Source organism: Brevundimonas sp. Leaf168, assembly GCF_001423685.1.
Classification (GTDB): domain Bacteria; phylum Pseudomonadota; class Alphaproteobacteria; order Caulobacterales; family Caulobacteraceae; genus Brevundimonas; species Brevundimonas vesicularis_C.
This window is the reverse complement of the sequence record NZ_LMOY01000001.1, coordinates 689418-712360: the sequence shown is the minus strand read 5'-3', so window position 1 is coordinate 712360 and position 22943 is coordinate 689418. Positions and strand designations below refer to the sequence as shown.

The following is a 22943-nucleotide window of genomic DNA, read 5'->3' as shown; positions in this document are numbered from 1 at the left end:
CTCGCGTCAGGCCGCCGTGTCGGCGTGGTCGACCGCAGGCTTTGCGGTATTCAGGATCAACGCCAGTCGCCGACCGACGATCCCGCCCATTTCGTGCGAACTGGTGATCCCTTGCGCAAAGGGATGCCGCCCCATGATGAACGGCAGGCTGAGACAGAACAGCCGATCCGTCGGCAGGGGCGCATCGACCGGCCGGAACAGGTCATCGACAGCAATCCCCCGGACCACGTCGGGCGCATCGTTGGCGACCTGATCTCGAACGATCCCCTGCTCGAGAAGGGACAGGAAGGGAAATTGGATGCCGCTCAGGGCCGCCTGCCCTGTCGCCTCGATGAAGATCGGATAGTGGCGGGTCGTGTCGCCGATGGTCACGCGCGCGCCGCCTTCAGGACAGCGCGTATCCACCTCGTGATCGTCGCCCAAGGCTATGACGTCCAGCCGCCCGGCGGCGTGCAGCGCCAGCATCCGCTCGATCGATTCGTGCGGCACGCCGGCGTAGATATCGACGAAGATCGGCTTGAAGGCACGGCTGAACCGCTCGAACTCGGTGCTGTCCAGATGCGGCACAATGACGGCGACAATCTCGTGCATGCGCAGGATGCCGTCGCGCCAGGCCACCGTCACCTGTGCGGCATGGTTCGCCTGCGCCTCCTTCAGGTTCGCAGCGGCCCAGACGAACGGATCGACTGATGCGCGCCGAGCGAAATAGGCCTCGGCGAAGGTTTCCAGCGTCGCATCATGTAGTCCCGTCTCGGCGGCGTAGTCGGGATCCAGATGGATCAGCTCGGTTCGAAACAGGTCGAACACAGCGTCCAGCAGCCCGTCAGGGCCGCGCGCCACAGCCGCAGCGACAGCCTCGGGCGTGCAATAGGTCAGCGGCCCATGCGGCAGCGGAAAATAGAAGTCCGCCTCGGGCAGCAGCCCCTTTCGCGACATCATGCCGATGTGAAAATCTTCGGTATCCGGCGCTGGCTGATAGATCAGCCGATCGTCCCGCCGAACGAAGTCGCCGTGGGACGTGGCCAAGGCCACGGCCGCATCGATGGCCGTCAACGATGATCCCCGAACGCCGATGCGTGTCGCCGGAACATCCGCGAGGTCGGATGCAGGCCATGGGCTGAGGAAATATCCGGGCTGCGCGTCCGGCCGCGACGGCCACTGGTGACCCGTCGCCAGAACCACATGGTCGAACACAGCCTTGGCGACCTTTTGCGACGGCGGCGACGTAAAGGTTAGCTCGATCCCTTCCTTACGATTCGCCGCGTCGATGACCCGGCATCCCGTCCGCACATCGATGCGAATACCCTTGGCGCGGGCCTTCTGAACCAGCGTGGCGAACTGACTTTCGAAATATCGCCCTAAGGCCACCCGTGGAACGAAGGTGCGATCATCGAGCGACGCCCCATCCATGTCCAGCTCTGCCAGTTCGGCGGGCGTTCGTGACAACAGCCAGTCGGCCAGTGTCTCCTGCAACGGCGGTATCTCTATGCTGGCGATGTTCGACAGCATCGCCGGATCGTTCCAGTCGGGGCTATAGGGGCTGCCGCACCCGGCCGTCTCGCGCGCCTCAAACACTGTGACCCGCGCCGAAACGACGCTTTCGGCCAGCAGGGCATGAAGGGCGTAAAGCGTCGTCGGCCCCGCGCCGACGAATGCGACGGACTTTGTCATGGCCACATAATGCGCGACGCACGCAAAGGCGCCGCATCCGCGCTCGATTTCAACGCAACGGGCTCATTTTCTTGCTGAATGTGCGAAATCGGACGCCATAAATGTCCGCTTCAAAAGCGGCTTCAGCCCATCAGCCGCTGCAGGAACCCCGGCGCCTTGTAGGTCGAGCGGTTCATGACGACGCCCGCGATCTTGCCGCCGACGGCTTCGATCTCGTCGCGCAGGATGACCGGCGCGTGGGCGGCGGTGCTTTCGGCGGCGATCACCAGGACCGTCATGTCCACGAAGGGGGCCAGGATGATCGCCATGTCGTTGCGGTCGGCGGCGGGCGCGTCGATGACGATGGTGTCGGCGTGTGGCCGCAGCGCCTCCCAATATCGGGGCTCGCCGACGGCCTCGACCCGGTGGCCGGATCGCAGCGCCTCCATGTGGAAATGCGTGACCCACAGCCGGCCGCCCAGGCAAGACCGCGCCGTCAGCAAGCGCGAATCCGGCACCGGCTTGCCGTCGCGCCCGGTCACGCGCGGCGTCACGGCGTAAAAGCTTGAGCCGTCGGGCGAGCCCTGCGCCGCCTTGCCGACCTGGCCGAAACGATCCGGCTCGGCCGACACCGTCTCCAACTGCCCCTGCTGGGCCAGATCGCCGTCGATCAGCCAGACGGGCTTTCGCGCCCGCACCGCCGCCAATCGGGCGAACTCTCGCGCAACGGTCGAGACACCCTCGCCGGTCGCGGCGGAGGCGAACTGGATCACGCGCGCGCGGTGCGCCGGCGCCGGTCCCAGCGCCGCCCACAGGCCCGCCATTTCTGAAGTCAGATCGACCATCGAATCGCCAAGGCGCTCCCTAAGCCCTCAGCCTAGCACGAGTTTCGCTAGGCCGCCTTGGCCGGCGCGACGGCCAGGACGGGCATGTCCAGAGTGCGGCTGACGGAGGCCGGCGTCGTGAAGCCGCGCCGTGTGAACACGCGCAACAGGCCGACGCACAGGGCGGTGAAACCCGCGAAGAGGAAGACCGCCGCCAGCAGCGGGATCTTCAGGCTCTTGCCCGTCGCCGGCGGCTGGGCGCGTTCGATGACGGTGACATTGTCGGCGCCGGCGGCGACCAGGGCGTTGTCGGCGCGGCTCTGCGTCTCGCGCTGCTGGAACTCCCGGATGGAGGCGCTCAGCACTTCGCGATTGCCGGCCAGGGTCGTGTTCTCGGATTCCAGCGCCGTCAGCCGCGCCTGCCGCGAACGGATATCGGCCAGCTGACGATCCAGCACGGTCAGACGCGCCGCCAGCGAGTCGCGCTCGGCCCGAGTGTTGATTCGCGTGGTTTCCAGCTCGGTCCAGACGGGATTCGGCCCGGTGCGGACCTCCTTGGCCCCGACAGCCTTGCCGGTCGCGACATAGGCTTGCAGTTGATTGATCCGCGCCTCGATGTCCTTCACCGGCTGGGCGTCGGGCTGATAGCGCGACAACAGCTGCTCGCGCTCGGTGCGCAGTTGCAGCACCTGATCCTGAGCCGAGATGTTCAGATCCTGCTGCAGCGCCACTTCCGCCGGCGTCCCCGCCTGCTGCGCCACCAGGGTGTTCAGGCGCTGGGCGGTCTGGTTCAGCTGGCTCTGGGTCGACATCCGGTCGGTGAAGACCGTCTGATAGGTCGCCGCCAGCGTCGCCTTGGCCGCGGTGAAGTCGCCGATGTCATTGGAGGCCAGGAAGGCCTCATAAGCCCGATCCGCATTGCTGAGTTCATCCTCGAAGGCGATGCGCTGGCTGGCGATGGCCGGCGTCTTGTCCTGGAAGACTTCGCGGCGATAGATCAGATATTGCTCGATGATCGTGTTCAACACCCGCGCCGCCCGTTCGGGATCGTCGGCCTTGTAGGTCAGATGGATGACCGCGCTGCCCGGCGCCGTGGCGACGCCCAGGCCGCCGCCGACGGTCTTCAGCGCGGCGGACCGCGCGGCCTGTGGACTGCCCTTGGGCGGCTCGCCCAGGATGGCGGCGGGACCCAGCGCCTCGACCACCTTCTGACGCACCGCGCTGGAGCCCAGTATGGCGGCTTCGGAGTTGGCGACCTCGTCGCCCTGCGGCGCCTGGCCGCGCTCGGCCGTGCCGACGCGCGGCTGATACACGTATTCCTGCCCCACGCCCGCGAACACCGAGCCGGTGGCGGTGTAGCTCTTCTTCAGGGTCATGGCGGCGGCGAACCCCAGCCCCAGGATCACCACGAAGACGACGATCATCAGCAGCAGTTCGCGGAACAACAGGCCGATCACGTCCAGAACGCCGTAGCGCGGCCTTGTGGTGACGTGTGCGGTGGAGCGCATAGGACGGGCCGAATCCCTTGAAAGGCGTGTAGTCGTCACCCTTCGCCCACCGGCGTTAACCGATGATTACCCATAACCGGCGAGGTTGGCTGACATCCCTCGTCGAGGCCGACCGATTCCCATGCTGACCGATCGCCGCCTGTTTCTGCTGACCCTGGGTTCAGCCTCCATCGCCGCCTCGCTGGCGGCCTGCGGCGGCGCCGGCGGCGTTCCCGATCCTCGGCGCGCCGACCGGTCGCCCTACGACGAGCTCGCCGGCCTGCCCTTCGCCCCCTGGACGGACCAGGAGCCGGAATATCTGCTGTATCCCGGCGACGAGATTGAGGTGGCGACCCCGACGGCCTCGGAGCTGACGCGCACGCTCAAGGTCGGTCCTGATGGTCGCATCGCCCTGCCCCTGATCGGATCGGTCATGGCGGCGGATCGCACCCTGCCCCAGCTTCAGCAGGTCGTCTCTGCGGCCTATGCGACCCAGCTGGTGCGCCCTGTTGTCGAGGTCACCCTGCGCCAGGCCGGCCCGATCCGCGTCTGGGTCGATGGCGAGGTGCGCAACCCGGGCGTCTTCGAAATGATCGGCGATCTGGACGCCTATCAGGCGGTGATCCAGGCCGGTGGTTTCGCCCCGACGTCGCGTCAGGACAGCGTGGCCCTGATTCGTCGCGGCCCCGGCGGATCACGCATGATGCGGGTGGTGGACCTGCGTCCGCGTCGCGGCGAGGTCGTGCCGTTGCGGCGTGGCGACATCGTCTTCGTGCCGCGTTCGACGCTGGGCGAACTGGCGGCCTTCTTCACCCAGGTGCGCGCCGCCCTGCCTATCGGCTTCAGCTATTCGATCAACGGATCGAACGGCAACGGCTACGCGCAGTTCTGAACTGATCGCTTACGCGACCAGTTGAACCACGCCCCGGTCGATGTAGCGACGCGCGGCCTTCTGGGCCTCGGCGATCTCTTCGCGTTCCATCTCCAGGCTCATCTCGCGGCGATAGACGCGCGCCTCGATCGAACCCTTCATGGCCGCCAGGTTGAAGATCATGTGAGCCGACACCCGGTCCATCGGGCAACCGCCCGATCCGGCCGAATACATCATGCCCAGTTTGAATAGGTCGTCGCCGGACATGTCCGGGGTCGGCAGCGGCAGACCTTCATCGTTGGCCTGCAGGTCGTGCGCCATTTCTTGCGCGTTCATCACCGTATCTCCTGATCGGGCGCCATTCTGGGCCCGCCTCTGAGAAGCCATCAAATACCGGTGGTTTGAAGTTAAAGTTAACGGCGAAAGGCCTTTCACGGACTTTTCAGTAAAGCAGAAATGAATACTTCCGACGCGATTCAGATCTCGGAAATCTCTGATAAATCTCTCGTTCACGCCTCACCGGCGCGGCCCACGCGCGCGCTGCAAACCTGACGGGATCGTTCAGCGGGCATTCAGGCGCGAAATCCGACCTTGCTCATCATTAACGGGTCGGATCGGCACCTCCGTCGGCGGCCCAGAATGGAGCACGAAGATGAACCGCCTTACCAAGGCCGCCGTCGTCGCCCTCGCCCTGTCGACCACGGCCGTGCCGATGCTCGTCCAGGCCCAGGACCGCGACCGCCGCGAGTATCGTCAGGATCGTCGTGACGACCGCCGCGACTTCCGCCAGGAACGCCGGGAAGATCGCCGCGACTGGCGCGACGGTCGCTATGACAGCCGTCAGGATTATCGTCGTGATCGCCGCGATGACCGCCGCGACTACTGGGCGGAACGCCGGGACGATCGTCGCGATTGGCGCAACGACCGCTGGGACCGCAACAACAGCAACTGGTGGCGCGGCCGCTCGGAGTTCCGAGGCTATAACGGTCCGCGCGCAGGCTACTGGTACGCGCCCAGCTATGGCTACTATCGGGTCGAGCCGCGCTACAGCAACTATCGCTGGCGCACCGGCGGTTATCTGCCCTACCAATATCGCAACTACTATGTCCGCGACCCCTATGTTTACGGTCTTCGCGAAGCGCCGCGCGGTTATCGCTACGTCCACGCCGGCAACGACATCCTGTTGATCGCCGTGGCCAGCGGCCTGATCGCCAGCGTCCTGTCGAGCGTCTATTAAGCCCCGTCGAAGTCAGACGATCGAACCCCGCAGGTCTTGCCTGCGGGGTTTTGCTTTTTCGGACAGCCCCTTGATTGCGAACAGTGTTCAGCCTGGGTTCATCGCCACGGATCGATGATTGCCTCAAGCCGCCGGAGACCCGGCGTGCAGGAACCAAAAACCATGAAACGCCTCCTGATGGCTTTCACCGCCATCGCCGCCGTCGCCGGCCCGCTTGCAGTCCCGATGCAGGCCCTCGCCCAGGAGCAGGACCAAGCTCAGCAGGAACGGCCTCAGCGCGAAGGGCGCGCCCGCGGCATGAACCGGCCCGAGCGCCCGCAAATGGGTCGTGAAGACGGACCGCGCGAACCTCGCCCCGAACGTCCCAGCCGCCCCGCAAACGATACGCCTCGTCCCGAGCGCCCGTCGGGTGGCGAACGGCCCAATGCAGGCGGCCAACGTCCGGATCGTCCCGAGGGCGGCTGGAACCGACCCGATCGTCCGAATACCGGCGGCCAGCGTCCCGACCGGCCCGAAGGCGGATGGAACCGGCCCGATCGCCCCAACGCCGCCGGCCAGCGTCCCGACCGGCCCGAAGGCGGATGGAACCGGCCTGATCGCCCCAACACCGGCGGCCAACGTCCGAACCGCCCCGAAGGCGGATGGAACCGGCCTGATCGCCCCAACACCGGCGGACAACGTCCGGACCGACCCGAAGGCGGCTGGAACCGTCCTGATCGTCCGAACACCGGCGGCCAACGTCCAGACCGACCCGAAGGCGGCTGGAACCGACCCGATCGGCCCGACCGCCCAAATGCGGGCGGTCAACGCCCCGACCGTCCCGGAAACGGCTGGAACCGTCCCGACCGTCCGGGCTCGGGCTGGAACAACGGTCGTGACCGCGACCGTCAGCACCGCGAGTTCCGCCAGCGCTTCAACGGCGATCAATGGCGGCGCGACTTCTATCGCAGCCACCGCTCGGACTGGTGGCGCAATGATCGGCGCTTCAGGGCTTACAACGGCGTGCGCGCCGGCTTCTACTTCGCGCCGGGCTGGGGCTACTACAGCGTGCCGCGCTCCTACTGGGGCCGGTCGTGGTCGGTCGGCCAGTATCTGCCGGACGTCTTCTGGCGCTATCAACTGAACGACTGGCGCACCTACGGCCTAGGCTATCCGCCGGAGGGCACACGCTGGGTCTCGGTCGATAACACCCTGTATCTGATCGACGAATACGACGGCTACATCATCGACGTCATCCGCGACGCCTGGCGCTGGTAAGAACAAAGGCCCGGAGAGCAATCTCCGGGCCTTTATCGTGCAGTTTGTCGCTCAAGCAGCGAGCGACCGCGTCGCGAGCATTAGCGACAAGCCGGGGGTTTGGGAGCCGCAGCCCCCAAGCATCAGAGCCCCAGCTTGGCCTTCAGGATGTCGTTGACCGCCGCCGGATTGGCCTTGCCGCCCGTGGCCTTCATGACCTGACCTACGAACCAGCCGATGGCCTGGGGCTTTTCAGCCACGGCTGCCGTCTTGTCCGGGTTGGCGGCGATGATCTCGTCCACGGCCCTTTCGATGGCGCCGGTGTCCGTGACCTGTTTCAGGCCGTGCTTCTCGACCACCTCGGCCGGCGAGCCTTCGCCGTTCCAGACGTGATCGAAGACCTCCTTGGCGATCTTGGACGAGATGACGTTCGTCTCGATCAACTCCACCAGCTGCGCGACGTGCGCCGCCGGCAGCGGGTTCTGGCTGAAGTCCTTGCCCTCGGCGCCCAGGCGCGCCGAAACCTCGTTGGTGACCCAGTTCGACACCAGCTTGGCGTCGCGGCCCTTGGCGGCGGCTTCGAAATAGTCGGCCTTGGCCTGTTCCGAGATCAGCACGATGGCGTCGTATTGCGACAGGCCATAGTCGGCCATCAGACGCTTGCGCTTGTCGTCCGGCAGCTCGGGCAGTGACGCCTTGATCTCGGCGATCCAGGCCTCTTCCAGGTCCAGCGGCAGCAGGTCGGGATCCGGGAAGTAACGATAGTCCTGCGCCTCTTCCTTGGACCGCATCGAGCGCGTCTCGCCGGCTGTCGGGTCGTACAGGCGCGTCTCCTGGGTGATCGAACCGCCGTCCTCCAGAATTTCGATCTGGCGGCGCGCCTCATACTGGATCGCCTGAGAAATGAAGCGGAAGCTGTTGACGTTCTTGATCTCGCAGCGCGTCCCTAGATAGCTGAAGTCGCCCGTCTCTTTGAACTTGTCGTAGTTTCCGGCCCGGCAAACCGACACGTTCACATCGGCCCGCAGATTGCCCTTCTCCATGTCGCCGTCGCAGGTGCCCAGATAGATCAGGATGGTCCGGATCTTCTTCACATAGGCCACCGCCTCGTCCGGCGTGCGCAGGTCGGGACGCGAGACGATCTCCATCAGCGCCGTGCCGGCTCGGTTCAGGTCGACGTAGCTTTCGGTCGGCGACAGGTCGTGGATCAGCTTGCCCGCATCCTGCTCCAGGTGCAGCCGCTCGATGCCGACGTTGAAGAAGCTGCCGTCCTCGGCCTCCACCTCGACCACGCCTTCACCCACTATGGGGTAATAGAGCTGGCTGATCTGATAGCCGGTCGGCAGATCGGGATAGAAGTAGTTCTTGCGATCGAACTGGCTGCGGCGGTTGATCTGCGCGCGCAGGCCCAGGCCCGTCTTCACCGCCTGTTCGACGCAGTGTTTGTTCAGCGTCGGCAGCATCCCTGGAAAGCCCGCATCGACCAGCGACACCTGCTCGTTCGGCCCCGCGCCGAAGCCGACGGCGGCCCCGGAGAACAGCTTGGCCTTCGACGCCACCTGAGCGTGGATTTCCAGCCCCATGACGATTTCCCAATCGCCGGTGCGGCCTTTGATGGTCTTGGTATTGTCGCTCATGCTCACCACCACATGCCCGGCTTGGCCGTGAAGCCCGCCGCCCGTTCCAGCGCGGCGCCGACCTGGAAGACCGTCGCCTCGTCCAGCGCCTTGCCGATGACCTGCAGACCCAGCGGCAGGCCGCCGGCGTCCACGCCCGCCGGCACCGAAATGCCGGGCAGGCCGGCCAGATTGGTCGTCACCGTGAAGACGTCGTTCAGATACATGGTCAGCGGATCGATCTGCTTGTCGCCCAGCGCAAACGCAGCCGACGGCGTCGATGGCGTCAGGATGGCGTCCACCTGACCCCAGACATTGTCGAAGTCCTCGGCGATGCGGCGACGCACCTTCAGCGCCTTGACGTAGTAGGCGTCGTAGAAGCCGGCCGACAGCACATAGGCGCCGATGGTCAGGCGACGCTGGACCTCCTTGCCGAAGCCCTCAGCGCGCGAGGTCGCATACAAGTCGTCCAGCGACTTGAAATCCTCCGCCCGGTGCCCGAACCGCATCCCGTCATAACGGGCCAGGTTCGACGACGCCTCGGCCGGCGCCACGATATAGTAGGTCGGCAGGGCGTATTTGGTGTGCGGCAGGCTGATCTCGACGATCTCGCAGCCAGCGTCCTTCAGCCATGCCACGCCCTGATCCCACAGGGCCTGAATTTCGGCCGGCATTCCGTCCACGACATATTCGCGCGGCACGCCGATACGCAGCCCCTTGACCGACTTGCCGACCGACTGGGTCCAATCCGGCGTCGGAATGTCCAGGCTGGTCGAATCCTTGGCGTCGAACGAGCACATGGATTGCAGCAGCAGGGCCGCGTCCTCCACCGTCTTGGTGATCGGCCCGGCCTGGTCCAGCGACGAGGCGAAGGCCACCATGCCGAAGCGGCTGGCGCGGCCATAGGTGGGCTTGATCCCGACCGTGCCGGTGAAGGCGGCGGGCTGGCGGATCGAGCCGCCGGTGTCCGATGCGGTGGCGGCCAGGCACAGGTCCGCCGCGACGGCCGAGGCCGAACCGCCCGACGAACCGCCCGGCGTCAGCTCGGCATTCGCGCCGGTTGATTTCCACGGGTTCTTCACCGGACCAAAGGCCGAGGTCTCGTTGGACGAGCCCATGGCGAACTCGTCCATGTTCAGCTTGCCCAGCATCACCGCCCCGTCGCGCCACAAATTGGCGGTCACGGTCGATTCATACGGCGGTACGAACCCCCGCAGCATGTTGGAGCCGGCCGTCGTCTGCACGCCCTCGGTGCAGAACAGGTCCTTGATCCCCAGCGGCGCGCCTTCCAGCGCCCCGCCCTGGCCGGCGGCGATGCGGGCGTCGGACGCGCGCGCCATGTCCATGGCCTTGTCCGCCGTCACCGCGACATAGGCGTTCAGCGTCGGGTTCGCGGCCTCGATATTGGTCAGGAAGGCCTGGGTGATTTCGGCCGAGGTGAAGTCCTTGGCCTTCAGCCCGTCGACGGCGCCCTTCAGGGTCAGTTTGGTCAGATCGCTCATGACTATTCGACCACCTTGGGCACGACGAAGAAGCCGTCCGCCGACTTGGGCGCATTCGACAGGACCGCATCGACCTTGGCGCCGTCGGTGACGACGTCCTCGCGTAGGCGCAGCGGCTGGGCGACGTTCGAGGTCATCGGCTCCACGCCTTCGACATCCACCTGATCCAACTGCTCGATCCAGGCCAGGATGCCGTTCAGCTCCTGCGCCAGCGGCTCCAGCCGGTCCTCGGGGGTCTTGATGCGGGCGAGATGCGCAACCTTGCGCACCGTCGCAGCGTCGATGGCCATGCGGCCCTCCAACACACAAAATGAAAACGAAGCGGTCGGATTAGCCGCCCGCTTTGGGATTCACAAGGATCAGCCGCCCGTCGTCAGGCGTGATCTTACTCCGATGTGCTGACGGACACGGCATCCGGCGGCGTCTCGCCGCTTGGCGGGAAGTCGATCTGCACGGTGCGCTCCACCTTCAGGATATCGCCGTTCGGCCCCGCCGTATCCTGACGCACCGCCAGGACCACGCGCCCAGCCCTCGCCTCGACGACCTTCCATTCGGCGTAGTCGCCCAAAGGATAGGCGCGCCAGCCTTCGGCCGGGCCGCCGAACAGGGCGAAATAGGTCACCAGACCATTCACCGCCGGGTCGCCTCCCGACAGACTGAAGACCTTGGCGTTCTGGTCCGGCAGGGCCTGCAACTGCGACACGTCGGCCGCCGTGCCGATCTCTTCGCGAGTAGCTGCGGTGCGCCGTTCGGCAGGCCCGACCGGCTTGGTGGTCGGTGGCCGGGCCGCACGCGTGATCGCGCTCGGCGTCGGCGCGGCTGCCGCGGTCTGAGTATCCTGCGCGGTCGGGCTCTTCGCCGGCGCGTCGGACTGTCCGCACCCACTCAGCACAAGCCCAAAAGCCGTCATCGCCGCTGTCGCTATGCGCATGTCATCGTCCTTCGTGTCGATCGTCTTCACCATCGCCTTTGACTTCGGCCCGCGCCAGTCCTAACCGCAGGCCGTGCCCGTCCTCGACCTCCTCGACCTGCCCGCCGCCTGCCCGCCCGACACGCCGTGGATGGGGTTGGATCTGGGTGAGAAGACCATCGGCGTCGCCGTGTCGGATTCCACTCGCCTGATCGCCTCGCCGCTGGAGCTGGTCCGCAAGTCAAAGTTCACGCAGGAAGCCGAACACCTGTTCAAGCTGATGGCGCATCGCAAGGTTTCGGCCCTGGTCATCGGCCTGCCCGCTAACATGGACGGCACGGAAGGCCCGCGCGCCCAGTCGTGCCGCGCCTTCGCCCGCAACTTGGAGCGGCTGAGGCCCGTCAACATCGCCTTCTGGGACGAGCGGCTGTCCACCAGCGCCGTCGAGCGTTTCCTGATCGAGGATCTGGACCTGAACCGCAAACGCCGCGCCCAGGTCGTGGACCGCACCGCCGCCGCCTGGATCCTGCAAGGGGCGCTGGATCGGGTTCGGGACCAGGCGACCCGGGTTTGACGGCCCTGATCGCCGGCGTCCTGCCGGTCTTTCTGATGATCGCCCTGGGCTATGGCTTGCGAAAGTCCGGCTTCCTGCCCGACGAGGCGTGGCGGCCGATCGAGAAGCTGTCGATCAACATCTTCTACCCCAGCTTCTTGATCCCCGCGATCTGGCACGCCGACCTCGCCGGCGGCGGCGCGACCGTGGCGGGTGCTGCGGCGGTGGGCGCGACCTTGATCGTGGCGGCGGCGACCCTGGCGTCCAAGCCCCTGATTACCCTGGACGGCCCGGCTTACACCAGCGTCTTTCAGGGCGTGATACGTTGGAACAGCTTCGTCTTCGTGCCGGTGATCCAGTCGGTCTATGGTTCGGAAGGCACGGCGCTGGCCGCGGTCGCCATCGCCTTCATCATTCCCGTCACCAACATCGCCTGCGTCGCCGTGCTGGCGAAATGGGGTTCGCTGCGGCGCGAGCCGTCGGTCGTCGGCCTGATCAAGTCGATGCTGGCCAATCCGATCCTGCTGGCCTGCCTAATCGGCCTGGCGCTTAACCTGTTGCGCGTGCCGCTGATCCCTGGCCTGTCGGATGCGATGGACCTGCTGGGCGCCGCCGCCCTGCCCTTGGGCCTGATCGTCGCCGGGGCGGGTCTGTCCTTCGCCGAGGTCAAACGACGCCGCACCACCATCGCCGCCGTCAGCCTGGTCAAGCTAGGGGTCATGCCGCCGCTGATGTGGTTCATCGCCTGGATGTTGGGCGGCGACAGCCTGGCGCAGGGCATCGCCCTGATCTGCGGCGCCGCGCCCGGCTCGGCCGCCTCCTACATCTTGGCGCGTCAGATGGGCGGCGACGCGCCGCTGATTGCTGGCGTCATCGCCCTGACCACGGTGGGCAGCGCCGTGGTCATTCCCATCCTGCTGGCCCTGTTCCACTTCACCTGACTGGCGTTCAGGGCGAGTCACGCCTATAGCCGCGTCTCGATGACCCAGCCCGCTCAAGTCACCGATCAGACCATCCGCGACCGGCTGGTTCCGTTCCCCAAACCGCACTTCCTGGCCGCATCGGACCTCGATCCGTATGTGACGCCGCAGTTGCTGGACCTCGGCGACGCCTTCGTCGATTTCAATCGCCAGTCGTCCAAGGCGCTGGACCTGCTGCACGGCCGCACGGTCGTGAACCTGTTCTTCGAGAACTCGACCCGCACCTCATCCTCTTTCGCGATCGCCGCCAAGCGGTTGGGCGCGGACGTCGTCACCATGCCGGTCGCCTCCTCCTCGGTGAAGAAGGGCGAAACCCTGATCGACACGGCGGTCACCCTGAACGCCATGAAGCCCGACATCCTGGTCATCCGTCATTCGGCCTCGGGCGCGGCCGAACTGCTGAGCCAGAAGGTCGGCTGCGCCGTCGTCAACGCCGGTGACGGCCGCCACGAACACCCCACCCAGGCTCTGCTGGATCTGCTGTCCATGCGCCGCGCCTTCGGCGATGTGACCAGCCTGACCGTCGCCATCTGCGGCGACATCACTCACAGCCGCGTGGCCCGCTCCAACGTCGCCCTGCTTCAGATGATGGGCGCGCGGGTGCGCCTGATCGGCCCGCCGACCCTGGTGCCCGGCGACGCCGACCGCTGGGGCTGTGAGGTCTTCCATGACATGCGCGAGGGTCTGAAGGGCTGCGACGTAGTCATGATGCTGCGGCTTCAGCTGGAGCGGATGGCCGGCGCCTTGGTCCCCTCGACCCGCGAATATTTCCGCTTCTGGGGCCTGGATCGCGAGAAGCTGGCCTGGGCCAACCCCGGCGCCCGGGTCATGCACCCCGGGCCCATGAACCGCGGCGTCGAGATCGATTCCGACGTGGCCGACAACCTGGACGTCTCGCTGATCCAGGATCAGGTCGAGATGGGCGTCGCCGCCCGCATGGCCGTGTTGGCGTCCCTCTCCGTCCGTTGGGGAGACGCCCGATGACCACTGTCGCCATCATCAACGCCCGTCTGCTGGACCCCGCGTCCGACTACGACGGCCCAGGCGGCCTGCTGATCCAGGACGGTCGCATCAGCCGCGTGATCCACGGCCCGACGCCGGACCTGGCGGCGGATCAGATCATCGACGCCGACGGCCTGTGCCTCGCGCCCGGCCTGATCGACATTCGTGTCAAGACCGGCGAACCCGGCGCCGAGCCCAAGGAGACGCTTAAGTCCGCCAGCCTGGCCGCCGCCGCCGGGGGCGTGACGACCATCGTGGTCCAGCCCGACACCGATCCCGCCGTCGACGACCCGGCGATGATCGACTTCATCCAGCGGCGCGGCGCGGCCCTGAACCTCGTCAACGTCCGCGCCGCCGGCGCCGCGACCAAGGCTCTGGACGGCCAGCGCATGGCCGAGATCGGCCTGATGGACGAGGCGGGCGCCCTGTATTTCACCGACGGCGACAAGGTCATCGTCAACAGCCGCACCCTGCAACGGGTGATGAGCTACGCCGCAGCCTTCAACGCCCTGATCGCCTGCCGCCCGGCCGACCCCTGGCTGACCGAAGGCGCGGTCGCTGCCTCCGGCGAACTGGCCACGCGCCTCGGTCTGTCCGGCAGCCCTGCCATGGCCGAGCGGATCGGGCTGGAGCGCGACCTGGCCCTGGTCGAACAGACCGGCGCGCGGTTCCTGGTGGATCAGATTTCGACCGAGGGCGCGCTGGACACCCTGGCCCGCGCCCGCGCCAAGGGGCTGGAGGTCGCCGTCAGCGTCTCGATCAATCACCTTTGCTTCAACGAGGTGGACATCGGCGATTACCGCACCTTCTACCGGCTGGATCCACCCCTGCGCTCCGAGGCTGATCGCCAAGCCCTGATCGAAGCCGTGCGCGAAGGCCTGATCGACGTCATCACCTCCGCCCACGCCCCGGCCCCTGCCGAGGACAAGCGCCGTCCCTTCGCCGAGGCCGCGCCGGGCGCGATCGGCTTGGAGACTTTGCTGCCCGCCGCCCTGACCCTGCATCACGAAGACGGTCTGGACCTGCTCGACGTGCTGCGTCCCCTGACCCAGGGGCCCGCCGCCCTGCTCGGCCTCGACGCGGGCGTCCTGGCCGAGGGCGCCCCTGCCGACGTCATCCTGTTTGACGCCGGCGCGCCGGTCATCATCGACGCCGACGCCCTTCACTCCAAATCCAAGAACTCCCCGTTCGACGGCCGCCGACTTCAGGGCAAGCTGATCGGAACTTGGGTGGGCGGTGGCAAGGTCTTCTAAGGCTCAGATCAGCGCGGTCGCGCGCACGTCGCGGCCTTGGCCACCTCGGCGTCCAGCACCGACTTGACGGTCAGCGGCGTGTCGGTGGCGATCACGGTGACGCCCTGGCGCACCAGATCGCGGTATTCCGAAACGTCCCCGTCGGCGGCGTAGCGGTCGTCGCGGCGCACGCCCTCGGCGCCCAGGGTGCCGAACTGAACCTCGACGCCGGCCTCGCGCAGGGCGCGCCACAGCGCCGGACGCTCCTCGCGCGTGCCGGTCCAGGCCAGGATCTGCGCCGGGTCAAGCCCACTCAGATCCTCCACACCGCTTAGCCCGGCTGAGATCATCATCTCCGGCGCCATGGCCGCCACCGCCCGCGCATCGGCGTCATTATAGGTGATCAGGATCACCCGGTTTCCGGCCCGCGACTGGCGGACCTGATCGATCACCGCTCGCGCCAGATCGACCGTGGTCTCGCCGTCCGCGGGTTTCAGGTCGATGCTGGCGATGGCCCCCACGCGTCCGGCGGCGTCGAGCGCCTCGCCCAGCGTCGGCGGCGCGGCGCGCGTCAGGGCACCGTCCGACGCCTTTAGCCGCGCCTGTTTCACCTGGGCCAGCGTCAGGTCCGCGACCCGCCCGCGCCCCGTGGTCGTCCGGTCCATGGTGTCGTCGTGCATCAGAACCAATTGCCGGTCCTTGGTCAGGACAGCGTCCAGTTCCAGGATCGCATTGGGGATCGCTCGGCCTGTCGCCTCGATGGCGGCGATGGAATTCTCGGGTTGGTCCAGCGCCGAAACCGCCCGGTGCGCCGAGATCGCCACGCCGCCGTCCCGCACGCAGTCGAAATAAGCCGCCAAGGCCGGACCCGATGACGGCGCAGACGCCATCGGCGGCGCACCCACGCAACCTGTCGTCGAAAGCAGCAGCAGGGTCGCGGCGGCGGCGGAAATACGGGTCATGGATCGGCTCCGGAAAGACGCGCGGACCAAACGCTGCGCCGATCATCGGGTCAAGAGGTCGGATCGCCCTTGCTCCCGACCGCCCCGCGACGCATTTTGCCGCAACGACACGCGGGGAGCGAATCAACGTGCAGGATCTAGTGGCCCCGGCTCTCGGGACCTTGGCGCTGGTGGCGCTGGGCGGCTATCTGCTCGGCTCGATTCCCTTCGGCGTGGTGATCACACGTGCAGCCGGCGCCGGCGATGTGCGCAACATCGGCTCGGGCAATATCGGCGCGACCAATGTCCTTCGCACCGGCCGCAAGGATCTGGCCCTGGCCACCCTGCTGCTGGACGCGGGCAAGGGTGCGGTCGCCCTGCTGATCGCCCGTCATCTGTTCGGCAGCGAACTGGCCGGCGCCATCGCCGGCGGCGCGGCCTTCCTGGGACACCTGTTTCCCATCTGGCTGGGCTTCAAGGGCGGCAAGGGCGTCGCCACCTTCTACGGCCTGCTGCTGGCCGCCGCCTGGCCGCTGGGCCTGATGGCGGGGGCGGTCTGGCTGCTCTGCGCCTTCCTGTTCCGCTATTCGTCGCTGGCGGCGCTCATTTCATCGGCGACCGCGCCGCTGCTGGCGTTTCTGCCGCTCGCCGTCGTCGGCCTGCCGGTCAGCCTGCCCATCCTCGCCCTGACCGTGTTCGCCGCCGTTCTGATCTGGGTTCGACATCACCAGAACATCGCCCGGCTGCTGAAGGGCGCGGAACCGCGCATCGGGGCAAGGAAGGCGTGAGCCTGGACCCGGCGGAACGCTTCGCCCGGCTGCGGCTCGCCCGCACCGACCGAATCGGCCCCGTCGCCTTCAGCCAACTGATCGGCCGCTACGGCTCGGCCCTCAATGCGCTGGACGCCCTTCCCGATCTGGTGCGCAAATCCGGCTCCGCCTCTGTTCCGCCGCCCATCGAGACGGTCGAACGCGAGATCGCCGCCGGTGACGCCATCGGCGCCCGCCTGCTGGTGCTGGGCGATTCCGACTATCCCGAAATGCTGGCGGCGCTCGATCCGCCGCCGCCGATTTTGTGGACGCGCGGTCGCGTCGATCTGCTGAACCAGCCCTCGGTCGCCATCGTCGGCGCCCGCATCGCCTCGGCGGGCGGTCAGCGGATCGCACGCGGTCTGGCGCAGCAACTCGGTCAGGCTGGTCATGTCGTCGTCTCAGGCATGGCGCGCGGCATCGACGCCGCCGCTCACGAAGGCGCCTTGGCGACCGGGACTGTCGCGGTCCTGGGCGGCGGGGTGAACGACATCTATCCGTCCGAACACGCCGACCTCTACGCTCGCCTGATCGAACAAGGCTGCGTCGTCTCCGAAAGTCAGGTCGGCGACCGTGCCCAAGCGCGCGACTTCCCGCGCCGCAACCGCATCATCTCCGGCCTGTCACGCGGGGTGGTGGTTGTTGAAGCCGAGGTCCGGTCCGGTTCCCTGATCACCGCCCGTCTCGCCGCCGAACAGGGCCGCGATGTCTTCGCCGTGCCCGGATCGCCTCTGGATCCCCGCGCGCGCGGTCCGAACGAACTGCTGCGCCAGGGCGCCATCCTGTGCGAGGGGATCGAGGACATCGACCGCGCCTTCAACACCCTGCGCACCCTGCGCGAGCCACCCGCCGATCCGATGCGATTCGACGGCGACATCGACGACGCCTTCCTCGACCGCGTCGCCGCCCTGCTGTCGCCGACACCCACCCCGCGAGACGAGATCGCCCGCGCCCTAAACGCTCCGGTGTCCCAGGTCGCCGCCGCCCTGCTGGAGCTCAGCCTGACCGGCCGCGCCGACCTGCTGCCCGGCGGCCTAGCTTCGCTCTAGGCCTGCGGATGACCCGCAACGCCCGCAGCCTGTTCCAGCAAGCCAGCCAGCCGCACGTCGCCCTCGTCCCGCGCCAGCCGCGCCATTTCCAGCGCCATGGCGCCGATATATTCCCGCGTCGGAAAGGCCGCCGCTTCGATATGCGCCTGGCGGTCCGTTTCGAAGGCCGATTGAGGTTGCGCCGTCGCCATGATCGTCTCCGTTGTCAGGGCCACAATCTAACCGGGCCGTATTAAAACGCAACTACTCTAGGGTGTAAGACGACAGGTGCGATTGACTCACGGCTCCGCTCCAACCACGTTCGCGCCCCTTCCCGAGACCGGACCATTATGAACCTCGTCATCGTCGAGAGCCCCGCAAAGGCCAAGACCATCAATAAGTATCTGGGCTCGGACTATGAGGTCCTGGCCTCGTACGGCCACGTCCGTGATCTGCCGTCCAAGGATGGCTCGGTCCTGCCTGACGACGACTTCTCCATGCATTGGGAGGCCGACGCCAAGGGCGCCAAACGCCTGTCCGAAATCGCCGAGGCCGCCAAGCGCGCCGACCGCGTCATCCTGGCGACCGACCCCGACCGCGAGGGGGAAGCCATCAGCTGGCACGTGCTTGAAGTGCTGAACAAGAAAAAGGCGCTGAAGGACACCCACGTCGAACGCGTCACCTTCAACGCCATCACCAAGTCCGCCGTGCTCGAGGCCATGGCCAATCCGCGCCAGATCGACATGGAGCTGGTCGAGGCCTATCTGGCTCGCCGCGCGCTGGACTACCTCGTCGGTTTCACCCTCTCGCCGGTCCTGTGGCGCAAGCTGCCCGGCGCGCGCTCGGCCGGACGCGTCCAATCCGTGGCGCTGCGCATCGTCGTCGATCGCGAGATGGAGATCGAGAAGTTCAAGGCTCAGGAATACTGGTCCATCGAGGCCGACCTGAACGCCGACAGCCCGCCCTTCACCGCCCGCCTGGTCAAGCACGCCGGCAAGCGCATCAAGCGTCTGGACATCAACGACGAGGCCACGGCTTCCGCCGCCCGCGCGGCCATCGCCGCCGGCGACTTCACCATCAACGCGGTTGAGAAGAAGCCCGTCCGCCGCAATCCGGCCCCGCCCTTCACCACCTCGACCCTGCAGCAGGAGGCGGCGCGCAAGCTCGGCTTCTCGGCCCAGCGCACCATGCAGGCGGCGCAGAAACTGTATGAGGGCGTCGACGAGACCGGCGGCCTGATCACCTATATGCGGACCGACGGCGTCCAGACCACGCCCGAGGGCATCGCCCAGGCGCGCGAGGTCATCAGCCAGGCGTTCGGCCCGGCCTTCGTCCCGCAAGAACCGCGCTATTACAAGACCAAGGCCAAGAATGCTCAGGAAGCGCACGAAGCGATCCGGCCGACCAACATCGCTCGCCATCCCGACAGCCTGCGCCTCGAATCCGATCTTCAGCGCCTGTATGAACTGATCTGGAAGCGGATGGTCGCCTCGCAGATGGAGGCGGCCCGGATGGACCGCACCACCGTCGACATCGAGACTGCCGACGGCCAGACCGGTCTGCGCGCCACCGGCCAGGTCGTCACCTTCGACGGCTTCCTCGCCGTCTATGAGGAAGGCCGCGACGAAAAGCAGAAGGGCGCCGAAGACGACGAGAGCGACGACACCAGCCGCCTGCCCGCCCTGAAGGAAGGCGCCAAGGCCAAGGTCGACGCCATCCGCACCGATCAGCATTTCACCGAACCGCCCCCGCGCTATTCGGAAGCCACCCTGGTCAAGAAGCTGGAAGAGCTGGGCATCGGCCGCCCCTCGACCTACGCCTCGACCCTGTCGACCCTGCGCGACCGCGAATACGTCCGCGTCGACAAGAACCGCTTCTATCCCGAGGACAAGGGACGGCTGGTCACGGCCTTCCTGGAGCAGTTCTTCAGAAAGTGGGTCGAATACGACTTCACCGCCGCGCTGGAGACCCAGCTCGACGAGGTCTCGGCCGGTCAGCTGGACTGGAAGGTGCTGCTGCGCAACTTCTGGCAGGACTTCCACGCCGCGACGCAAGCCGCCGGCGAACTGCGCACCACCGCCATTCTGGACGCCCTGAACGAAAGCCTGGGCGCCCACATCTTCCCGGACAAGGGCGACGGGACCGACCCGCGCGAGTGCCCCCTGTGCCGCCAGGGCCAGCTCAGCCTGAAGACCAGCCGCTTCGGCGCCTTCATCGGCTGCGATCGCTATCCCGAGTGCAAATACACCCGGCCCGTCGCCAGCCCGTCGGCTGAGGACGGCTCGGCCGAGAGCGGCGACCGCGAACTGGGCGTCGATCCGGAGACGGGCCAGCCGGTCCAGCTGAAGATCGGCCGTTTCGGCCCCTACGTCGAGATCACGCCGCCCGAGGGCGACAAGCCCAAACGCTCGTCCCTGCCCAAGGGCTGGTCGCCGGCCTCCCTGACGCTGGACCAGGCCCTGCGCCTGCTGGCCCTGCCGCGCGAGGTCGGGGTCCACCCCGAGGACGGCAAGATGATCACGGCGGGCCTGGGTCGTTATGGCCCGTTCGTCCTGCACGCCGGGACCTACGCCAATGTCTCGGACATCGACGAGGTGTTCGAGGTCGGTCTGAACCGCGCCGTGGCCCTGCTGGCCGAGAAGCGCGCCGGTCGTCCCGGTCGCGGCGCGGCGACAGCCCCGCTCAAGGATCTGGGCGCGCACCCGGAAACGGGCGAGCCGATCCACGTCATGGCCGGTCGCTTCGGCCCCTACGTCAAGTCCGGCAAGATCAACGCCACCCTGCCGAAGGGCACGGCGCCCGAAGACCTGACCCTGGAAGACGCGCTGCCTCTTCTGGCCGCCAAGGCCGGCGCCGCGCCCAAGAAGAAAGCGCCCGCCAAGAAGGCCGCCGCCCCGAAAAAGCCCGCCGCCAAGAAACCGGCCGCCAAGAAGGCTCCGGCGAAGAAGGCCGCCAAGTCCAAGACCGAAGACTGACGCTCAACGTCTCCTCCCCGCGGCGTAGGGAGGAGACGAAGCCTCATGGCGCGAATCCCCCCCGCGCCCTATCTTCGCCTGCTCATGCCCATCCGCCGCCTTTCCCCCGAAACCGTCAACCGCATCGCCGCCGGCGAGGTGGTCGAGCGGCCGGCCAGCGCCATCAAGGAACTGGTGGAGAACGCCTTGGACGCCGGCGGTCGCAACATCGAGATCCAGGCCGACGGCGGCGGCCTGTCGCGCATCCTGATCGCCGACGACGGCAAGGGCATTCCGCGCGAGGAACTGCCGCTGGCCATCGAACGCCACGCCACGTCAAAGCTTGAGCCGGACGACGCCGGCGACGTGGACCTGCTGCGCATCCACACCCTGGGCTTCCGGGGCGAGGCCCTGCCCTCCATCGGCTCGGTCGCCCGCCTGTCGATCACCACCCGCTCGCGTGACGAAACCGACGCCTGGGCCATCACGGTCGAGGGCGGCGAGACCCGTCCCCTGGCCCCCGCCCCCTTCCCCGGCCCGCACGGCGCGCGGGTCGAGGTGCGCGACCTCTTCTACGCCACCCCCGCCCGGCTCAAGTTCATGAAGTCCGAGCGATCCGAGGCCATGGCCATCTCGGAGGAGATCAAGCGCCAGGCCATGGCGCACGAGGCCGTCGCCTTCACCCTGTCGCTGGACGGCAAGGTCACCCTGCGCCTGCCCGCCGAACATCCGGGCGACGAAGGCCGTCTGAAGCGGCTGTCCGCCCTGCTGGGTCGCGACTTCGAGGCCAACGCCCTGCTGATCGATCAGGAGCGCGACGGCGTGCGCCTGTCGGGCTATGCCGGCCTGCCGACCTATTCGCGCGGCAATGCGGCGCATCAGTATCTGTTCGTCAACGGCCGCCCGGTGAAGGACCGGCTGCTGCAAGGCGCCCTGCGCGGCGCCTACGCCGATTTCCTGGCGCGCGATCGGCATCCGGCCGCTGTCCTCTTCCTCGACATCGATCCGCTCTATGTCGACGTCAACGTCCACCCGGCCAAGGCCGAGGTCCGGTTCCGCGATCCGGCCCTGGTGCGCGGCCTGATCGTCGGCGCCCTGCGCCACGCGCTCCACGCCGCCGGCCACCGCGCCAGCACAACCGTCGCCGCCGACGCCCTGTCCAGTTTTCAGGCGGGTTTCCAGCCCCACACCGGCGTCGCATCCGGCCCCGCCTACAGCCCCGGCTCACCGTCGGCGCAAGGCTTCAGCGGCTGGACCGGCTGGTCCCAGCCCGCCGCCGCGGCCCAGATCCTGCCCGGCCTCAACGAACGCAGCGCCCGCGTCGAACCGTCGTGGGACGGCCCGTCATGGCCCCAACAGCCGACCGCGAGCGATCCGTCCGCTCAAGACTCACGACTCACTCTTCACCCCGCCCCCCCCGATCCCCTCGACTACCCCCTGGGCGCCGCGCGCGGTCAGCTCCACGCCAACTATATCGTCGCCCAGACCCGAGATGGTTTGGTCATCGTCGATCAGCACGCGGCGCACGAGCGGCTGGTCTATGAGCGGATGAAGGCCCAGATGGCCGAGGGGGCCGTGACCCGCCAGGCCCTGCTGACGCCCGAGGTGGTCGATCTGGACCCCGCCGAGGCCGAACGCGTCGCCGGGCGGGCCGAGGAACTGGCCGAGATGGGCCTGATCGTCGAGGCCTTCGGCGCCGGCGCCGTCCTGGTGCGCGAGACCCCGGCCATGCTGGGCGATACGGATGTTCAGGGCCTGATCCGCGACATCGCCGACGATCTGTCCGAACACGGCCAGGCCCTGTCGCTCAAGGAACGCCTCGCCGCCATCTGCGGCACCATGGCCTGCCACGGCAGCGTCCGCTCAGGCCGCGTCCTCTCGGCCCCCGAGATGAACGCCCTGCTGCGCCAGATGGAAGCCACCCCCCACTCCGGCCAATGCAACCACGGCCGCCCGACCTATGTGGAGCTGAAGCTGCACGATCTGGAGAAGCTGTTCGGGAGACGGTGAGGCGAAAAAGGAAGTACTGACGCCATAAACCGCCGCTGTGGTTAGTCGTTTAAGTAGTCACACATGCTAGCTTTTCGACGCTGAAACGGGAGGTTCTCTGT

Annotated in this window: 21 protein-coding genes; 11 read left to right on the top strand and 10 right to left on the bottom strand. The window is 67.4% G+C overall.

Annotated features, from left to right (window positions below; genetic code table 11):
* Positions 1 to 6 precede the first annotated feature (6 nt).
* The 3 genes from ASF81_RS03535 to ASF81_RS03525 all read right to left on the bottom strand — a co-directional run bounded on the left by ASF81_RS03535 (position 7) and on the right by ASF81_RS03525 (position 3982).
* The gene (locus ASF81_RS03535; RefSeq protein ID WP_055804782.1) at positions 7 to 1671 is read right to left on the bottom strand and encodes an FAD/NAD(P)-binding protein; all 1665 of its coding nucleotides are present in this window, start codon (positions 1669 to 1671) and stop codon (positions 7 to 9) included.
* 122 nt (positions 1672 to 1793) lie between these two features.
* Positions 1794 to 2495, bottom strand: coding sequence for a hypothetical protein (locus ASF81_RS03530; RefSeq protein WP_055804778.1), 702 nt, complete (start codon positions 2493 to 2495; stop codon positions 1794 to 1796).
* 47 nt (positions 2496 to 2542) lie between these two features.
* Positions 2543 to 3982 (bottom strand): chain-length determining protein, encoded by a 1440-nt coding sequence (locus ASF81_RS03525; RefSeq protein ID WP_055804775.1) that lies wholly within the window; start codon positions 3980 to 3982, stop codon positions 2543 to 2545.
* Between the two features lie 121 nt (positions 3983 to 4103).
* Here ASF81_RS03525 and ASF81_RS03520 point away from each other — a divergent pair, with 121 nt between their 5' ends.
* Positions 4104 to 4853 carry a polysaccharide biosynthesis/export family protein gene (locus tag ASF81_RS03520; RefSeq protein WP_055804772.1) on the top strand — a complete coding sequence of 250 codons (750 nt, stop codon included), beginning with the start codon at positions 4104 to 4106 and terminating at the stop codon, positions 4851 to 4853.
* A 9-nt stretch (positions 4854 to 4862) separates the two neighbouring features.
* Here the strand turns inward: ASF81_RS03520 and ASF81_RS03515 are convergent, their stop codons facing one another.
* A complete protein-coding gene (locus ASF81_RS03515; RefSeq protein WP_055804768.1) occupies positions 4863 to 5168 on the bottom strand; it encodes a hypothetical protein in 306 nt (101 codons plus the stop codon).
* Positions 5169 to 5484: 316 nt separating this feature from the next.
* Between ASF81_RS03515 and ASF81_RS03510 the strand changes: the two genes are divergently transcribed.
* Entirely contained in the window at positions 5485 to 6069 is a 585-nt protein-coding gene (locus tag ASF81_RS03510; RefSeq protein ID WP_055804765.1) for an RcnB family protein, read from the top strand.
* Positions 6070 to 6231: 162 nt separating this feature from the next.
* On the top strand, positions 6232 to 7326 hold the full coding sequence (locus ASF81_RS15355) for an RcnB family protein (protein WP_235559200.1): 1095 nt from the start codon (positions 6232 to 6234) through the stop codon (positions 7324 to 7326).
* Positions 7327 to 7448: 122 nt separating this feature from the next.
* Here ASF81_RS15355 and gatB read toward each other — a convergent pair whose 3' ends face one another.
* From gatB to ASF81_RS03485, 4 genes are all read right to left on the bottom strand, one after another.
* The gene (gene gatB, locus ASF81_RS03500; protein ID WP_055804762.1) at positions 7449 to 8942 is read right to left on the bottom strand and encodes an Asp-tRNA(Asn)/Glu-tRNA(Gln) amidotransferase subunit GatB; all 1494 of its coding nucleotides are present in this window, start codon (positions 8940 to 8942) and stop codon (positions 7449 to 7451) included.
* Positions 8943 to 8944: 2 nt separating this feature from the next.
* The gene (gene gatA / locus ASF81_RS03495) at positions 8945 to 10423 is read right to left on the bottom strand and encodes an Asp-tRNA(Asn)/Glu-tRNA(Gln) amidotransferase subunit GatA (RefSeq protein WP_055804759.1); all 1479 of its coding nucleotides are present in this window, start codon (positions 10421 to 10423) and stop codon (positions 8945 to 8947) included.
* A gap of 2 nt (positions 10424 to 10425) precedes the next feature.
* On the bottom strand, positions 10426 to 10713 hold the full coding sequence (gene gatC / locus ASF81_RS03490) for an Asp-tRNA(Asn)/Glu-tRNA(Gln) amidotransferase subunit GatC (protein WP_017506483.1): 288 nt from the start codon (positions 10711 to 10713) through the stop codon (positions 10426 to 10428).
* A 95-nt stretch (positions 10714 to 10808) separates the two neighbouring features.
* Positions 10809 to 11354: a hypothetical protein gene (locus ASF81_RS03485; protein WP_156363122.1), complete on the bottom strand. Its 546-nt coding sequence runs from the start codon at positions 11352 to 11354 to the stop codon at positions 10809 to 10811.
* Between the two features lie 73 nt (positions 11355 to 11427).
* Between ASF81_RS03485 and ruvX the strand changes: the two genes are divergently transcribed.
* The 4 genes from ruvX to pyrC are packed head-to-tail and all read left to right on the top strand — an operon-like array spanning position 11428 to position 15121.
* A complete protein-coding gene (gene ruvX, locus ASF81_RS03480; RefSeq protein ID WP_055804753.1) occupies positions 11428 to 11907 on the top strand; it encodes a Holliday junction resolvase RuvX in 480 nt (159 codons plus the stop codon).
* Complete coding sequence (locus ASF81_RS03475; protein ID WP_055804750.1) at positions 11904 to 12827, top strand: AEC family transporter; 924 nt, start codon at positions 11904 to 11906, stop codon at positions 12825 to 12827. The genes ruvX and ASF81_RS03475 overlap by 4 nt, the downstream gene beginning before the upstream one ends.
* A gap of 39 nt (positions 12828 to 12866) precedes the next feature.
* Complete coding sequence (locus ASF81_RS03470; RefSeq protein WP_055804746.1) at positions 12867 to 13850, top strand: aspartate carbamoyltransferase catalytic subunit; 984 nt, start codon at positions 12867 to 12869, stop codon at positions 13848 to 13850.
* Entirely contained in the window at positions 13847 to 15121 is a 1275-nt protein-coding gene (gene pyrC / locus ASF81_RS03465) for a dihydroorotase (RefSeq protein WP_055804743.1), read from the top strand. Before ASF81_RS03470 ends, pyrC begins: the two co-directional genes overlap by 4 nt.
* A gap of 8 nt (positions 15122 to 15129) precedes the next feature.
* Here the strand turns inward: pyrC and ASF81_RS03460 are convergent, their stop codons facing one another.
* Positions 15130 to 16062 (bottom strand): glycerophosphodiester phosphodiesterase family protein, encoded by a 933-nt coding sequence (locus tag ASF81_RS03460; protein ID WP_055804740.1) that lies wholly within the window; start codon positions 16060 to 16062, stop codon positions 15130 to 15132.
* A gap of 128 nt (positions 16063 to 16190) precedes the next feature.
* Between ASF81_RS03460 and plsY the strand changes: the two genes are divergently transcribed.
* Together plsY and dprA are read left to right on the top strand one after the other, a co-directional pair.
* Positions 16191 to 16829 (top strand): glycerol-3-phosphate 1-O-acyltransferase PlsY, encoded by a 639-nt coding sequence (gene plsY, locus ASF81_RS03455; protein ID WP_055804737.1) that lies wholly within the window; start codon positions 16191 to 16193, stop codon positions 16827 to 16829.
* Entirely contained in the window at positions 16826 to 17899 is a 1074-nt protein-coding gene (gene dprA, locus ASF81_RS03450; RefSeq protein WP_055804733.1) for a DNA-processing protein DprA, read from the top strand. The genes plsY and dprA overlap by 4 nt, the downstream gene beginning before the upstream one ends.
* Here dprA and ASF81_RS03445 read toward each other — a convergent pair.
* Positions 17896 to 18090, bottom strand: coding sequence for a hypothetical protein (locus tag ASF81_RS03445; protein WP_156363121.1), 195 nt, complete (start codon positions 18088 to 18090; stop codon positions 17896 to 17898). The two genes, dprA and ASF81_RS03445, sit on opposite strands and share 4 nt — an antisense overlap.
* A gap of 138 nt (positions 18091 to 18228) precedes the next feature.
* On the opposite strand from ASF81_RS03445, the gene topA reads away from it, so the two are divergent.
* Both topA and mutL read left to right on the top strand, forming a co-directional pair.
* Entirely contained in the window at positions 18229 to 20853 is a 2625-nt protein-coding gene (topA, locus tag ASF81_RS03440; protein WP_055804726.1) for a type I DNA topoisomerase, read from the top strand.
* 84 nt (positions 20854 to 20937) lie between these two features.
* Entirely contained in the window at positions 20938 to 22842 is a 1905-nt protein-coding gene (mutL, locus tag ASF81_RS03435) for a DNA mismatch repair endonuclease MutL (RefSeq protein WP_055804721.1), read from the top strand.
* Positions 22843 to 22943: the final 101 nt, after the last annotated feature.